This window comes from Streptomyces sp. NPDC002602, assembly GCF_042889445.1.
Classification (GTDB): domain Bacteria; phylum Actinomycetota; class Actinomycetes; order Streptomycetales; family Streptomycetaceae; genus Streptomyces.
Genome location: NZ_JBIAQX010000003.1, coordinates 363,369 through 376,393, shown reverse-complemented (window position 1 = coordinate 376,393; position 13,025 = coordinate 363,369). Strand labels below are relative to the sequence as shown.

The following is a 13,025-nucleotide window of genomic DNA, read 5'->3' as shown; positions in this document are numbered from 1 at the left end:
CACCACAACTCCACAGTCGTCTGCCGTATGTCGCCCGAGTTTCACGCGGCAGCTCCCGCAGGGGAGTTGCCCACGGGCCCGAGCCTCCAGTGACCGCGGATTCATGGAGGCCAGTGTCCAGGGGCACTTTTGCGCCCGCGAGGTCACTGCGGACGCTGCTGGAAGGACACCGTGTGAGCCGGATCTCGGTTCGAGGGTTCGCAGTGGCTTCGGCCACCGCTGTCACCACCGTCGGCGCAGTCGTGGGCGTTGCCACCGGCGACGCCACCACGAACGACCTCGAGACCACCGCGTCGGGTGCGACTCTCCTCACTGAAATCCCGGTCGGCGAGCAGGCCCAGGTCCAGAGCGGCTCCCTGACGCAGCAGGCCGACACGATCGCCCACGCCGCCGACGCCGACGCCAAGCGTTCGGCCGAGGAGGCCGCGCGCATCGAGGCCGCCGAGACCGCCAAGGCGAAGAAGTCCGACGCCCAGGCCGCGGCGGACGCGGAGGCCAAGAAGAAGTCCGAGGCCGAGGCCGCCGCGAAGCTGAAGAAGGAGCGCGAGGAGGCCGGCGAGGTCGCCAGCCGCTCCTCGACGCGCGACGCCGGAGACTTCGACGTCCAGGGCTCCTACACGATCTCCGAGGTCAAGTCAATCGCCCGGCAGATCGTCCCGGCGGGACAGTTCCAGTGCTTCTCGGAGATCGTCGACCGGGAATCCACCTGGAACTACAAGGCCGTCAACTCGTCCTCGGGCGCCTACGGTCTGGTCCAGGCGCTGCCCGGCTCGAAGATGTCCTCGGCCGGTGCCGACTGGCGCACCAACCCCGCCACGCAGATCAAGTGGGGCCTGGGCTACATGAACGAGCGCTACGGCAGCCCGTGCGCGGCGTTGAGCTTCCACGACGCCAACGACTGGTACTAGGCACGCGCCACCGCACAACCTCCGGGAGCCCCGCACCGTCCTACGGTGCGGGGCTCCTCGCGTGTACGGTCTTCGAGGTGTGTTCACGGGCGGGGGGAAAGGAAAGACATGTCGAAGAGGGCAGGCTGGCTCGGCAGGATCGGGAGAAAGCTCAGCCAGGTGGAGGCTCGCCTCGACGAACGGCGGGCCGAGGTCGAGGCGGAGACCTCCGACGACCGACCGGCGCCCCAGGCCTCCCCGTCGCCGCTCCCGTCCCCGGGAGGCACCGGCCCCGTTCCCGACGTGTCCGGCCGGCGGGTGCGCCCCGACCCGGTGACCGTCATCCCCTGGGGCATGCGCGTCGCCGCGGAGGCCAGTTGGCGGCTGCTGCTGCTCGCCGGAATGCTCTGGGTCCTGATGAAGGTGATCAGTGAGGTCCGCCTGGTCGTCCTCGCCTTCGCCGCGGCGCTGCTCGTCACCGCCCTGCTCCAGCCCTTCGTCGTCCGGCTGCGCCGGCTCGGGCTGCCGCGGGGGCTCGCCACGGCCGTGACGGCGATCCTCGGATTCGTGGTCATCGGGCTGGTCGGCTGGTTCGTGGTCTGGCAGGTCATGGAGAACCTCGACGACCTCTCCGACCGGGTCCGCGACGGCATCAACGAACTCAAGGTCTGGGCACTGGACAGTCCGTTCCACGTGACCGAGAAGCAGATCAACGACATCGCGAAGAACCTCACCGACACCATCGGCACCAACACCGAGGAGATCACCTCCGCCGGACTGCAGGGCGTGACGGTGCTCGTCGAGGTGCTGACGGGCATGCTGCTCGCGATGTTCTCGACGCTCTTCCTGCTCTACGACGGCAAGCGGATCTGGACCTGGGTGCTCGGCCTGGTGCCGGCCGCCGCCCGTCCCGGCATGGCCGGCGCCGGTCCGCGCGCCTGGCGCACGCTGACCGCGTACGTACGGGGCACCGTCCTCGTGGCCCTCATCGACGCCGTGTTCATCGGCCTCGGCCTGTACTTCCTCGACGTCACGATGGCCGTCCCGCTGGCCGTGTTCATCTTCCTGTTCGCCTTCATCCCGCTCGTCGGAGCCGTCATCTCCGGCGCCCTCGCGGTGGTCGTGGCCCTGGTGACCCAGGGGCCGTTCATCGCGCTCATGGTGCTGGCCGTGGTGCTCGCCGTGCAGCAGATCGAGGGTCATGTGCTCCAGCCCTTCATCCTGGGCCGGGCGGTACGGGTGCACCCGCTCGCGGTGGTGCTGTCGGTGGCCGCCGGCGGGATGATCGCGGGCATCGGCGGAGCGGTGGTCGCCGTTCCGCTGGTCGCCGTCACCAACACGGTGGTCGGCTTCCTCAAGGCGTACTCGCGCGAGCAGCTCCACCCCGGCATGGCCGAGGTGGGACCCGCCCCGCACGGGGCCACCGCGCTGGACGCGTCACCGCGCACGCCGGGGGAGAAGAGCCAGGGTGAGCAGCGGGTCTGACGGCGCCGCGGCGCCGGCCGGGGGCGGGGAGAGGGGCGACGGGTGATCGGCGAGCCGGAACTGGACGGCGAGTGGCGCACGGACCGGGTGGCGCAGACGGCGGAACCCGCCGCGGAGCCCGGGGCGGCGCGCGCGTCGGGACGAGGACCGCGTTCACGGTGGCTGTGGGCGCTGGGCGGGGCGGTGCTGGCCTCGGCGGTGTGGGGCGGGACCCTGGCCGCGCAGAATCGTTCCGACACGGCTCCCCGGATCGCCTACCGGCACGTCGACGACCTCTGCCCGGAGGCGCCCCTGAAGGCACTCGGCGCGATCAACGGCACGGCCTTCGACATGACCTGGGCCGGCAACGAGACGAGTCCCGCACTCGACTGGTCCTACTGCCACGCGACGGGTGAGTACACCGAGGGCCGGCCCTGGTACGGGGTCGAGGTCATGGTCGAGCGGCACAAGAAGAGCGATCCCCGGACGGAGTTCGAGGGCGCGCCCGGACTGGACCTCCGCCGGAAGGGCTCCTCGGACGTGGAGGAGGTGCCCGGACTCGGGGAACGGGCGCTGCTCAGGCGGCACCCGGGGGCCGACTCCCAACTGGCGGTGCTGGACGGCGGTGTGGTCTTCACGCTGCGCGTGGAGTGGAACACGGACAAGGACCTCGTGGACGAGGACGCGGTCCACGCGGCGATGATCGAGGACATGCGGACGCTGACGACCCGGCTGCGCGAGTGACCGGAGAAACGACGGGGCCCCCGCGGCCGGTGACGGCTGCGGGGGCCCGTTCCACGCGGACGCGGGGTGCTACTCGGCGGCGAGGGCCGCTTCGGCGTCGAGGGTGACCGCGACGGCCTGGATCACCGAGGCGATCTTGAAGGCTTCCTGGATCGTGTCACGGTCGACACCGGCCTTGCGCAGCACCTGCTCGTGCGAGTCGAGGCACTGGCCACAGCCGTTGATCGCGGAGACCGCGAGCGACCACAGCTCGAAGTCGACCTTCTCCACACCCGGGTTGCCGATGACGTTCATCCGCAGGCCGGCGCGCAGGGTGCCGTACTCCGGGTCCGACAGCAGGTGACGGGTGCGGTAGAAGACGTTGTTCATCGCCATGATCGCGGCGGCGGACTTGGCGGCGGTGTACGCCTCCGGCGACAGGGCCGCCTTCGCCTCGGGCTCCAGCTCGCGCAGGACGCGCGGGGAGCGGGCGGCGATCGCGCAGGACAGGACCGTGCCCCACAGCTGCTGCTGCGGGAGGTCGCTGTTGCCGATGACCGAACCGAGGTTCAGCTTCAGGTCCTTGGCGAAGTCCGGTATGGCGGACTTCAGGGAGTCGAGGGACATCCGTCACTCACCGGCCAGCAGCGCGGGGGCGTCCAGGGTGCCCTCGCCCTTGTTCCAGTTGCAGGGGCACAGCTCGTCGGTCTGCAGGGCGTCGAGGACCCGCAGGACCTCCTTGGGGTTACGGCCCACGGAACCGGCGGTCACCATCGTGAACTGGATCTCGTTGTTCTGGTCGACGATGAAGACGGCGCGCTGCGCGAAGCCGTCCTCGCCCTGCACGCCACAGGCCTGCATGAGCTCGTGCTTGGAGTCGGCCAGCATCGGGAAGGGCAGGTCACGCAGGTCGGCGTGGTCCTTGCGCCAGGCGTGGTGGACGAACTCGGAGTCGCCGGAGACGCCGAGGACCTGCGCGTCGCGGTCCTGGAACTCCTCGTTCAGCTTGCCGAAGGCGGCGATCTCGGTCGGGCAGACGAAGGTGAAGTCCTTCGGCCAGAAGAACACCACGCGCCACTTGCCCTCGTAGGACTTGTGGTCGATCTGGGCGAACTCGCTGCCGGCTTCGAGCGAGACGCAAGCGGTCAGATCGTAGCTGGGGAACTTGTCACCGACAGTGAGCACGTGCTCTCCTTGCAAACGGGAAAGTGACCCTTTTGGGGGCTTTCCGAAGGGGTTGGACGGATCTCACATGCTGGCACAGCTGCATTGATTACGGAAATAGCTACTCTTGTGGCTGGTGATCGGAGGTGCCTATCAGTGGCTGTCGGTAATAGGGGACTCAAACAGGCGACGCTCGCGCAACTGCGCGCGTTCGTGGCCGTGGCGGAGCATCTGCACTTCCGGGACGCGGCCGCCGCCATCGGCATGAGCCAGCCCGCCCTGTCCGGAGCCGTCTCCGCGCTGGAGGAGGCCCTCGGGGTGCAACTGCTGGAGCGCACCACCCGCAAGGTGCTGCTCTCCTCGGCGGGGGAGCGGATCGCGGTACGGGCCCGGGGCGTGCTCGACGCCATGGGCGGGCTGCTGGAGGAGGCCGAGGCCGTACGGGCCCCGTTCACCGGCGTCCTGCGGCTCGGGGTGATCCCGACGGTGGCCCCGTACCTGCTGCCGACCGTGCTCGGGCTCTTCCACCGGCGCTACCCCCGGATGGACCTCCAGGTGCACGAGGAGCAGACGGCCTCGCTGCTGGAGGGGCTGGCCGGCGGACGGCTGGACCTGCTGCTGCTCGCGGTGCCGCTCGGGATGCCGGGGGTCAGCGAACTGCCGCTCTTCGACGAGGACTTCGTGCTCCTCGCCCCCCGCGAGCACCCGCTCGCCGGGCGCAAGGACATCCCGCGCGAGGAACTGCGCGGCCTGCAACTGCTGTTGCTCGACGAAGGTCATTGTCTGCGCGACCAGGCCCTCGACATCTGCCGGGAGGCGGGCCGCACGGCCGGCGCGGACGTCACCACCACCGCCGCCGGACTGTCCACGCTCGTACAACTGGTCGCCGGGGGACTGGGGGTGACGCTGTTGCCGCGCACTGCGCTGCGGTTGGAGACCACGCGCAACGAGTACCTCGCCACCGGGTACTTCGCCGAGCCGGCCCCCTCCCGGCGGATCGCGTTGGCCATGCGGACCGGCACCGCGCGACAGGAGGAGTTCAAGACGATCGCCGCCGCGCTGCGCGAAGCCGTACGCCCGCTCCCGGTCTGGCCGACCGACTGATCCGGGCGGTCGCGGGGGCGGGCGCACGGCCTGGGGGCCGGTCACCCCGGGCGGGTCACCCGGTGCGCGTCACTCCGTGCGCAGCCCGTCCGGGCGCATCATCCGCAGCAGTGGCGGCAGGCTGAGCAGGGTCACCACGGCGACCACGCCCGCCCCCACGCCCGCCATCGCCAGCACCGCGCCCCAGTCGATCCCGACGGGCCGGCCGGCCATCCGGATCAGTACCGAGCCCAGCCCGATGCCCACCCCGATCGCCAGCGCCAGACCGACACCGATGGGCAGGGCCGTCTGCCAGAGCACCGACAGGCTCAGCGTGGAGCGCTTGGTGCCGAAGGCCACGAGGGAGGAGAGCAGCTTCTTCCGTTCGCGCAACTGCTCCAGTTGGGAGACCAGCATGCTCGCCCCGATCAGGATCAGGACGCCGGTCGCGCCGAAGAAGAGCCCGGTGCGGATCGAGGAGTAACCGGCCACGGTGGTGGTCGACCTCAAGGTCATGGCAGTGGCGAACGGGTCGGCCTTGAAAGCGGCCGTGCGGGCCCGTTCCAACCCGTCCGGCACCGATTCGTCCAGTTGGAGGAAGATCTGCGCGGACTGGTCGAAGCCCAGGTCCCGGGGCGCCGCCGACGGGGTCGCCAGCAGGCCGGTGCGCCGGGTCCCGTTGGGGTCCTCACGGGAGAGGACGGTGCGCGCGTCGGCCGGGAAGGCCCACTTGACGGCCTCCTTGTGCTCGAACGGGCCCCCCTTGAACCCCATGACGTTGCCGGCGAGGAGCTGGTCGCCGGCCTTGGCGGTGCCCTCGGCGACGGGGCCGTCGAGCACGAAGGCGTCGCCGTCCTTGCACGCGCCGAGTTCCGCGATCTCCCTGAGCGCCTCGCAGCCACCGACGGTCACCGCGATGGTGTCGTCCGCCGGGACCCGGTGCGCGGCGTTGAACGAGGCCAGCGGCACGGTGCGGGCGATGCCGTCGGTGCCGTCGATCTCGGCGGCGAGGGCGTCCAGTCGGTGCTCGCTGCCGCTGGGCAGCAGGATCGACACGGCGGCCCGGGCCGGGTCCTGGCCGGTCTCGTTGCGGTACTCGCCCTCGACGCCCGAGAAGAGCATCTGCAGGGCGATGGCCCCGGCGACCGCCACGGCGATGCCGTTGACGAGGCGGGCGGCCGTCCCGCTGCTGATCTGGAGCCGGCGCACGGCGAGTTGCCAGGAGACCGGGCCGCCGGGCGTTCCGCCGACGACGCGTTCCAGTACCCAGGGCAGGAGCGCGGTGATCCCGACGAGCAACAGCACCACGCCGCCACTGACCTGCCACTGGTTGAACCGCCCGTGCTCGGAGCCGCGTCCCGTCAGCGGGGTGAGCAGGCCCAGTCCGCCGAGCGGCAGCAGCAGCCGCCACCAGACGCGCCGCTTGGCCGGCTTGGCCGTACGGACGACACCCAGCGGTTCGATCACCACGCCGCGCAGGGCGAACAGGGTCACCGCGACGGCCGCCGCCGGCACCGCGACCGCGACGAGGGCGGCCAACCACGGCGTCGGGTCGAGGTCGGCGGGGAAGACGCTGCGCTGCCGGAGGGTGAGGTTGCCGACCAGGCGGCGACCGATCAGGAAGAAGCCGACGCCGAAGCCCAGCCCGAACACGGATCCGGCGAGCGCCTCGCCGGCGGCGATCCGCCGCACCGCGCGGCTGTCGGCGCCGACCAGGCGGAGCGCGGCGAGCCGGCGGTCGCGTCGCTCGCCGCCGAAACGGACGGCGGCGGCGATGAGGACGGCGACCGGCGTCAGCAGGGCGACGAAGGTCAGTACGACCATGAGCATCAGCACGGGGTCGAGCTCGCGCGCGTCCGCGTCGTTCGCGAAGCCGGTGACGCGTTCCACGCGGTAGCCGTGCTCGCCGTCGGTCCGGAGCTCGTCGCTGCCCAGGTAGAAGAGGAGTTCACCGGGCCCGGTCAGGCCCGCGTCGCCGACGATCTCGCCGATCCGGCCGTCAAGGCGCTCCTTGAGGAGGGCGCCGTCGGCGGACTTCAACAGCTTGTCCAGCGCGGGGGAGACGGCCAGTTCGCCCGGGGCGGGGACTTTCTTCAGGCCCGGCGGGACGGGCGCGTCCGGTCCCTCGGCCCGGAGCAGGCTGCCTTCGATGTCCTGCCCGCGGTAGGTCTGCCGGGCGGCGGCGGTCAGGAGGGTGTCGCGGCCGGGGCCGGCCGCCGTCGGCGCGGCCGTCGTGGACCGGGCGTCGGCCCGCTCGTTGCGGGCGGTGAGCGCGCCGGGGACGGCGGTGCTGATCAGCAGCAGCGTGACACCCAGGCCCACGCCCACGCCGGTGAGCAGGGTCCGGGTCCAGCCCTCGCGGCCGCCGCCCAGGGCGAACCGCACGCCCATGGCCAGGTCGCGGTACCAGGTGCGGAGCGTGTTCATACGATGCGCTCCATGTCGCGGGACCTGCCGTCGCGGACGACGATCTCCCGGTCGGAGTACGCGGCCACGCGCGCCTCGTGCGTGACGAGGACGACGGCCGCGTTGGCGGAGCGGGCGGCCTCGGTGAGCAACTGCATCACCAACTCGCCGTTGAGGGAGTCCAGGGCGCCGGTCGGCTCGTCGGCGAAGATCACGCGCGGCCGGGTGACCAGGGCGCGGGCCACGGCCACGCGCTGGCCCTGGCCGCCGGAGATCTCGCCGGGACGCTTGGCCCCCAGGTCGTCGACCTGGAGCCGCTCCATCCAGCCGAGGGCGGTCCGCTCGGCCTCCTTGCGCTTCACGCCGGCCAGCCGCAGCGGCAGGGCGACGTTCTCCACGCAGGTGAGCTCCGGTACGAGCTGTCCGAACTGGAAGACGAAGCCGAACTCGCCGCGGCGCAGGGCGCTGCGCTCGGAGTCGTTCATCGCGGACAGCTCGCGGCCGGCGTAGGTGACGGTGCCGGAGTCGGGCGCCACGATGCCGGCGAGGCAGTGCAGCAGCGTGGACTTGCCGGAGCCGGAGGGCCCCATGACGGCGACGACCTCGCCGGGGTGGATGGAGAACTCCGCGCCGTCGAGGGCCTTGGCGGACCCGTAGGCCTTGCGCAGGTCCGTGGCGCACAGCAGGGTGCCGGCCGGGGTCATCGGCGTATCTCCTGACCGAGCTGGTCGAGCCGGGCGGCGGTGAGTTCGAGCCACCGCAGGTCCGCTTCGAGGTGGAAGAGGGCGTGGTCGCAGACGAGTTGGTCGGCGAGGTCGCCCTTGCGCTTGCGGGTGGTCAGCAGGCGCATGAGCCGCAGGTGCTCGGAGCGCTGGGCGTCCAGCAGGTCCTGCGCGCCGCGGCCCGTGAGCAGGGCCAGTACGACCTTGGTGTACAGGGTGGACTGGAGGTAGGGCTCGGGCTTCTCGGGCTGTGCGAGCCAGGTCTCGACATCGGTGATCCCTGCGTCGGTGATGGCGTACCGCTTGCGGTCGGGACCGCCGCCCGCCTCTATCCCGTCGACCTCGACGAGGCCGTTCTTGAGGAGCCGGGACATGGTCGAGTAGACCTGCCCGTAGGCGAGGGGGCGGTCGTGGCCGAACTTCTCGTCGAAGGCGCGTTTGAGGTCGTAGCCGTGCCGGGGGCCGGCTTCCAGTAGACCCAGAAGGGTGTGACCGATGGACATGGCGGCGACTATACACGGGAGGTATACGCATGGTGTATACCCCGGGTGTATAGCTCGCCGGATCGGTGTTTTGCCTGATCGGGACGGGTTCGGTGGGGAGAGTCTTGTCCGAGTCGGGGATCAGGAATCGGGATCGGGAATCGGGGATCAGGAATCGGAGGAGGTGCGGGGGCGGCCGCGCGGCGGGATCGGCGCCGCCCCGCCGGGCAGCCGGCCGGAGTCGGCCAGGGCCCGTCGGAGCAGGAACTCGATCTGCGCGTTGGCACTGCGCAGCTCCTCGCCGGCCCAGCGCGCGAGCGCGTCGTACACCTGCGGGTCCAGCCGCAGCAGGACCTGCTTGCGGGCCTGGCGCGCGGCCCGCGCCGTGCGGTCGGCGCCCCGCGCCGGCGGGGCGTCGGACGCCCCGCCGGACCTGCTGTCGGAGCCCCCGGCCGTCGCCCCGCCGGACGGAGTGCCGGGCTGCGCGGCGGGCCGGGTGCCGGGTCGGCGGCCGGGCTCTCCGCCGGGCCCGGTGCCGGGGTCGGGGTGCGTGCCGCGGATGGGGCTCACTGGTAGAGGGTGCCCGTGTTGATGACGGGCTGCGCCGCGCGATCACCGCACAGCACGACCATCAGGTTGGAGACCATGGAGGCCTTGCGTTCCGGGTCCAGGTCCACGATGTCCTCCTCGGCCAGGCGGGTCAGGGCGAGTTCCACCATGCCCACCGCGCCCTCGACGATCTGCTTTCGGGCCGCGACGACGGCGCCCGCCTGCTGGCGCTGGAGCATCGCGGAGGCGATCTCCGGAGCGTACGCGAGATGCGTGAACCGGGACTCGATGATGTGCACGCCCGCCGCCTCGACCCGGGTCGCCAGTTCCACCGCGAGTTCCTCGGTGATCTCCTCGGCGTTGCCGCGCAGCGACAGCCCGCCCTCGTCGTGCGAGTCGTAGGGGTACTCGATCGCGATGTGCCGGACCGCGGCCTCGGTCTGCGTCTCCACGAACTCCGTGAAGTCCTCGACCTCGAAGACGGCGCGCGCGGTGTCCTCCACCCGCCACACCACGACCGCCGCCAGCTCGATCGGGTTGCCGTACGCGTCGTTCACCTTCAGGACGGCCGTCTCGTGGTTGCGGACCCGGGTGGAGATCTTCCTGCGGGAGGTCAGCGGGTTGACCCAGCGCAGCCCGTCGGCCCGGATGGTCCCCCGGTAGCGGCCGAAGAGCTGGACGACCCGGGCGTCGCCCGGGGCCACCGTGTTCAGCCCGCACATGAGGATGATCGAGGCGGGGATCAGCAGCACGCCGAGCGTGATCAGTACGGCCTTGGCCGCCGTCGCGGCGACGATCGCGCCGACCGCGATGAGGCCGGCCCCGGCGGGGAGTCCGAGCAGTCCGAACAGCAGGGCCGCTCCGCCGCCGACGCTGCGCGCCGCGAACTCCCTTGTGGGGATTGCGGATGCGGTCGTCGAACGGGTGGTGTCGGTGGTGTTCCCGGTGTCGGGAGACGCCGAAGTGCTGCTCATGTAATGCCCCCGTTTGTCATGCCGTGTCCGGACCTGTTCGACCGGAACGCCTAGCAAAGTGATATCACTTTTTGCGCACACCGCAACCCTTGCGGTCTTATGTGCGTCGGTTCCATTGGCGTGGGTGCTGATTGTCACGTCCGAATTGACCGGTATTGATCAGGGTTAGTCGACCTTTGTCACAGCCTGCGGTGTTAGTTTTCTGAGCTGACGTCGGGGGGGTAATCGAGCGGAGCGGGAGCGATGGGCCGAGCAGAAGCGCGACGGGCGCAGCAGCAGCGCGGAGCGCGGAAAGCGCCGAGCGGGCGCTCCAACGGGCGCGCGGGCAAGTCGGGCCGAAAGCCGGCGGGCAAGCCCTCCGGCATACGCCGCTTCTTCACCTGGAAGAAGATCCTCGGGTACTTCTTCGGGATGATCCTGCTCATGATGGGCGGCCTCGTCATCCTCTACTTCAAGGTGGAACCGCCGGACAAGGCCAACGAGCAGGCCGAACTCCAGAGCAACACCTACGAGTACTCCGACGGCTCGATCATGACCCGCACGGGCAAGACGAACCGCGAGATCGTCGGGATCGACAAGATCCCGGAGCAGGTGCGCACCGCCTTCATAGCCATCGAGAACAAGTCCTTCTACAAGGACCAGGGCGTCGACGTGATGGGTGTCGCCCGAGGCCTGTTCAACACGGTCACCGGCAAGGGCAAGGCCGGCGGCTCGACGATCACCCAGCAGTACGTCAAGAACTACTACCTCACCCAGGACCAGTCGGCGACGCGCAAGGCCCGAGAGCTGATCATCGCTCTGAAGGTCGACCAGCGCATGAAGAAGGACGAGATCCTCGCCGGCTACCTGAACACCAACTTCTACGGCCGCAACGCCTACGGCATCCAGGCCGCGGCACAGGCCTACTACGGCGTCGACACCGACAAGCTGACGCTGGAGCAGGGCGCCTACCTCGCCGCCGTCATCCAGGCCCCCAGCCAGTACGACTGGGCGACCGCCGGACCCAACGGCAAGCGACTGGTCATGATCCGCTTCAACGCCGTCCTCGACAACATGGTCGAGATGGGCAAGCTGGACGCGGCCAAGCGCAAGACCATGAAGTTCCAGGAGCCCATCAAGCCCAAGCCGGCCCCGGGCATGGACGGCCAGAAGGGCTACTTCGTCGAGGCGGCCAAGAAGGAACTCGACCGCCAGGGCATCGACGAGGGCGCCATCGCGGCGGGCGGCTGGACGATCCGGCTGAACATCGACAAGAAGAAGCAGGCCGCGATGGAGAAGGCGGTCGCCGACGAGCTGGAGTCCAAGCTCGACCGCAAGGACACCAAGAGCCGCCCCCAGGACCAGAGCGTCCAGGCCGGCGCCACCTCGGTGGACGCCAAGACCGGCGCGATCGTGGCCATGTACGGCGGCACGGGCCTCTCCGAGAAGTACGAGAGCAACGCCCTGCGCACCGACTTCCAGCCCGGCTCGACCTTCAAGCCGATCGTGCTCGCGACGGCCCTGGAGACCGGCGCGCGGACGCAGGACGGCAAGGAGATCACCCCGAACGCCCTGTACGACGGCACCAGCAAGCGCCCCGTCGTCGGCAGCGACATCCCGTTCGCCCCGCAGAACCAGGACGAGCGCGACTACGGCGACCCGCTGCTCACGGTCCAGAAGGCCACCAACGCCTCCGTCAACTCCGTCTACGCCCAGATGATCGTGGACACCAAGCCGGAGAAGGTGAAGAAGCAGGCGCTGGCCCTCGGCATGGTCGACCGCGACGGCTGGCCCGCCGACAAGCCCGCCATGTCGCTCGGCACCATGAGCGCCAACACCGTCGAGATGGCCGGCGTCTACGCCACCCTCGGCAACCACGGCAAGAAGATCACCCCGACCATCGTGAAGTCGGCCGAGCACAAGGACTCCGACTTCAAGCCGGCCGGCGCGGTCGGCAGCCAGGTCCTCACCCGCAAGACCGCCGACACCGTCACCAAGGTGCTCACCGGCGTGGTCAACGACGGCTCCGGCGAAGTGGTCAAGAGCTCCGCCTACGAAGCCGCGGGCAAGACCGGCACCACCGAGTCCAACGTCGCCGCCTGGTTCACCGGGTACACCCCGGAGCTGGTCACCGTCGTCGCGATGTTCGGCGAGGAGCCCGGCAGCCACAAGCAGGTCACCCTGACCGGCACCGCCGGCAAGGGCCGCGCGGGCGGCTCCAGCTTCCCGGCCGAGATCTGGCGCGCCTACACGCTGGCCGCGCTCAAGGGCCAGAGCACCGACGAGTTCAGCCTGCCGGACGCGGAGATGGGCACGGTGGAAGTCCCGCCGCGCACCAGCTCCCCGTCCATCACGCCGAGCCAGTCGTCCAGCTCCCCGACCACCACCCCCAGCAAGGGCTCCACCTCGCCGAAGCCGTCGACGAGCTCGCACAAGCCGGATCCGACCAAGAGCACCACGAAGCCGTCGGACTCTCCCGATCCGACGAAGTCGAACCCGACGAAGAGCCCGGACCCGACCAGGTCCCCGCTCTTCCCGCCGGCTCCCGACCCGCAGGAGTAGGGGCAGCCGGCGCCCACGACACAGGACCGC

Annotated in this window: 11 protein-coding genes and 1 pseudogene; 5 read left to right on the top strand and 7 right to left on the bottom strand. The window is 70.6% G+C overall.

Translation table 11 applies throughout. The features are described 5' to 3' along the window. The first annotated feature begins 173 nt into the window (after positions 1-173). From ACFYW3_RS11005 to ACFYW3_RS10995, 3 genes are all read left to right on the top strand, one after another. Positions 174-908 carry a transglycosylase SLT domain-containing protein gene (locus ACFYW3_RS11005; RefSeq protein WP_351753760.1) on the top strand — a complete coding sequence of 245 codons (735 nt, stop codon included), beginning with the start codon at positions 174-176 and terminating at the stop codon, positions 906-908. 108 nt (positions 909-1,016) lie between these two features. Next, positions 1,017-2,372 (top strand): AI-2E family transporter, encoded by a 1,356-nt coding sequence (locus tag ACFYW3_RS11000; RefSeq protein WP_389386111.1) that lies wholly within the window; start codon positions 1,017-1,019, stop codon positions 2,370-2,372. A gap of 42 nt (positions 2,373-2,414) precedes the next feature. Further along, the gene (locus ACFYW3_RS10995) at positions 2,415-3,095 is read left to right on the top strand and encodes a hypothetical protein (RefSeq protein WP_389386110.1); all 681 of its coding nucleotides are present in this window, start codon (positions 2,415-2,417) and stop codon (positions 3,093-3,095) included. Between the two features lie 69 nt (positions 3,096-3,164). On the opposite strand, the gene ACFYW3_RS10990 is transcribed toward ACFYW3_RS10995, so the two are convergent. Then, the gene (locus ACFYW3_RS10990; protein ID WP_053677037.1) at positions 3,165-3,701 is read right to left on the bottom strand and encodes an alkyl hydroperoxide reductase; all 537 of its coding nucleotides are present in this window, start codon (positions 3,699-3,701) and stop codon (positions 3,165-3,167) included. 3 nt (positions 3,702-3,704) lie between these two features. Beyond that, complete coding sequence (locus ACFYW3_RS10985; protein ID WP_053677038.1) at positions 3,705-4,259, bottom strand: peroxiredoxin; 555 nt, start codon at positions 4,257-4,259, stop codon at positions 3,705-3,707. A gap of 135 nt (positions 4,260-4,394) precedes the next feature. On the opposite strand from ACFYW3_RS10985, the gene ACFYW3_RS10980 reads away from it, so the two are divergent. Further along, complete coding sequence (locus ACFYW3_RS10980; protein WP_389386109.1) at positions 4,395-5,342, top strand: hydrogen peroxide-inducible genes activator; 948 nt, start codon at positions 4,395-4,397, stop codon at positions 5,340-5,342. Between the two features lie 69 nt (positions 5,343-5,411). Here ACFYW3_RS10980 and ACFYW3_RS10975 read toward each other — a convergent pair whose 3' ends face one another. The 5 genes and pseudogenes from ACFYW3_RS10975 to ACFYW3_RS10955 form a co-directional block, all read right to left on the bottom strand. Continuing rightward, positions 5,412-7,748 (bottom strand): ABC transporter permease, encoded by a 2,337-nt coding sequence (locus ACFYW3_RS10975; protein WP_389386108.1) that lies wholly within the window; start codon positions 7,746-7,748, stop codon positions 5,412-5,414. After that, the gene (locus ACFYW3_RS10970; RefSeq protein WP_351753771.1) at positions 7,745-8,431 is read right to left on the bottom strand and encodes an ABC transporter ATP-binding protein; all 687 of its coding nucleotides are present in this window, start codon (positions 8,429-8,431) and stop codon (positions 7,745-7,747) included. The genes ACFYW3_RS10975 and ACFYW3_RS10970 overlap by 4 nt, the downstream gene beginning before the upstream one ends. Beyond that, positions 8,428-8,952, bottom strand: a complete 525-nt coding sequence (locus ACFYW3_RS10965; protein ID WP_053677042.1) for a PadR family transcriptional regulator — start codon at positions 8,950-8,952, stop codon at positions 8,428-8,430. The genes ACFYW3_RS10970 and ACFYW3_RS10965 overlap by 4 nt, the downstream gene beginning before the upstream one ends. A gap of 147 nt (positions 8,953-9,099) precedes the next feature. Continuing rightward, positions 9,100-9,303 (bottom strand): annotated as a pseudogene (locus ACFYW3_RS10960) (AT hook motif protein); the annotation flags it as partial. 194 nt (positions 9,304-9,497) lie between these two features. Continuing rightward, a complete protein-coding gene (locus ACFYW3_RS10955; protein ID WP_389386107.1) occupies positions 9,498-10,454 on the bottom strand; it encodes an SPFH domain-containing protein in 957 nt (318 codons plus the stop codon). Between the two features lie 243 nt (positions 10,455-10,697). Between ACFYW3_RS10955 and ACFYW3_RS10950 the strand changes: the two genes are divergently transcribed. Then, positions 10,698-12,995: a transglycosylase domain-containing protein gene (locus tag ACFYW3_RS10950; protein ID WP_389386106.1), complete on the top strand. Its 2,298-nt coding sequence runs from the start codon at positions 10,698-10,700 to the stop codon at positions 12,993-12,995. Positions 12,996-13,025: the final 30 nt, after the last annotated feature.

What these genes read in the sequence shown, in the direction of transcription:
- ACFYW3_RS10990 (WP_053677037.1), bottom strand. Translation starts at nt 3,701, where the DNA reads ATGTCCCTCGACTCCCTGAAGTCCGCCATACCGGACTTCGCCAAGGAC.
- ACFYW3_RS10970 (WP_351753771.1), bottom strand. Translation starts at nt 8,431, where the DNA reads ATGACCCCGGCCGGCACCCTGCTGTGCGCCACGGACCTGCGCAAGGCC.
- ACFYW3_RS10950 (WP_389386106.1), top strand. Translation starts at nt 10,698, where the DNA reads ATGGGCCGAGCAGAAGCGCGACGGGCGCAGCAGCAGCGCGGAGCGCGG.
- ACFYW3_RS10955 (WP_389386107.1), bottom strand. Translation starts at nt 10,454, where the DNA reads ATGAGCAGCACTTCGGCGTCTCCCGACACCGGGAACACCACCGACACC.
- ACFYW3_RS10975 (WP_389386108.1), bottom strand. Translation starts at nt 7,748, where the DNA reads ATGAACACGCTCCGCACCTGGTACCGCGACCTGGCCATGGGCGTGCGG.
- ACFYW3_RS11000 (WP_389386111.1), top strand. Translation starts at nt 1,017, where the DNA reads ATGTCGAAGAGGGCAGGCTGGCTCGGCAGGATCGGGAGAAAGCTCAGC.
- ACFYW3_RS10965 (WP_053677042.1), bottom strand. Translation starts at nt 8,952, where the DNA reads ATGTCCATCGGTCACACCCTTCTGGGTCTACTGGAAGCCGGCCCCCGG.